Below are 639 nucleotides of genomic sequence, written 5' to 3'. Positions count from 1 at the left end.
CGCTTGCCCTGGTGCAACCGCAGTCATGATTGGCCGCCCCTATGTCTACGACCTGGCAACCGATGGTGCCGAGGGCGCAACCCATTGTATCAACCTGCTTCGCCGAGACTTGGAGATGGCAATGGCGCTGACAAGGCCGGGCGGCATCGGCGAGATCGACCGGTCGGTAATCTGGTGAAGCCCGAAACTATTTTTCAGCAAGTTCAGCATTGCACTTTTCGCTTCACCTCCGTCGCGCCCTTTGTCCGGCCGAGCGCCGACTACCTGGATGTCCGATTAGATTTACAGCTGACGGTCTGCTGTCGGCCACAATCGTGCCTTCGCATTTTGACTACTGGCGTCGAACTTGCCGTGAGGATGACTCGGACGGAGGACAGGAGCGCGATGCAACTGACTGCCTTTACCGGCTTCGTAGCCGTTTACCGGCCGTTATAGCACAATCGATGCCGGACTGAAGTGCACGGACAATGGCACCGTCGTGTACAATGTCGCACAATGGTATAGAAAGGCGGTGGTTCGCGAGCTGAACGAAACTGCGAACCATGGTGTTGCCGGTCGCTACTTCTGGTGCTGAGTTGCGCCAACTTCCCGCCCAAGGCGGGTTTTTTGGTTCTGCCTTTCGTTAAGATCATGGCTCCG

Annotated in this window: 1 protein-coding gene; it reads left to right on the top strand. The window is 57.1% G+C overall.

From position 1 onward, the window contains the following. Positions 1–178: alpha-hydroxy-acid oxidizing protein (locus EOA22_RS36295; protein ID WP_164756320.1), on the top strand; the 178-nt coding region annotated here is incomplete at its 5' end. Positions 179–639 lie beyond the last annotated feature (461 nt).

Origin of the sequence: Mesorhizobium sp. M7A.F.Ca.US.014.04.1.1, assembly GCF_003998745.1 — a bacterium.
Lineage (GTDB): Bacteria > Pseudomonadota > Alphaproteobacteria > Rhizobiales > Rhizobiaceae > Mesorhizobium > Mesorhizobium ciceri.
This window is presented reverse-complemented; position numbering and strand designations above follow the sequence as displayed.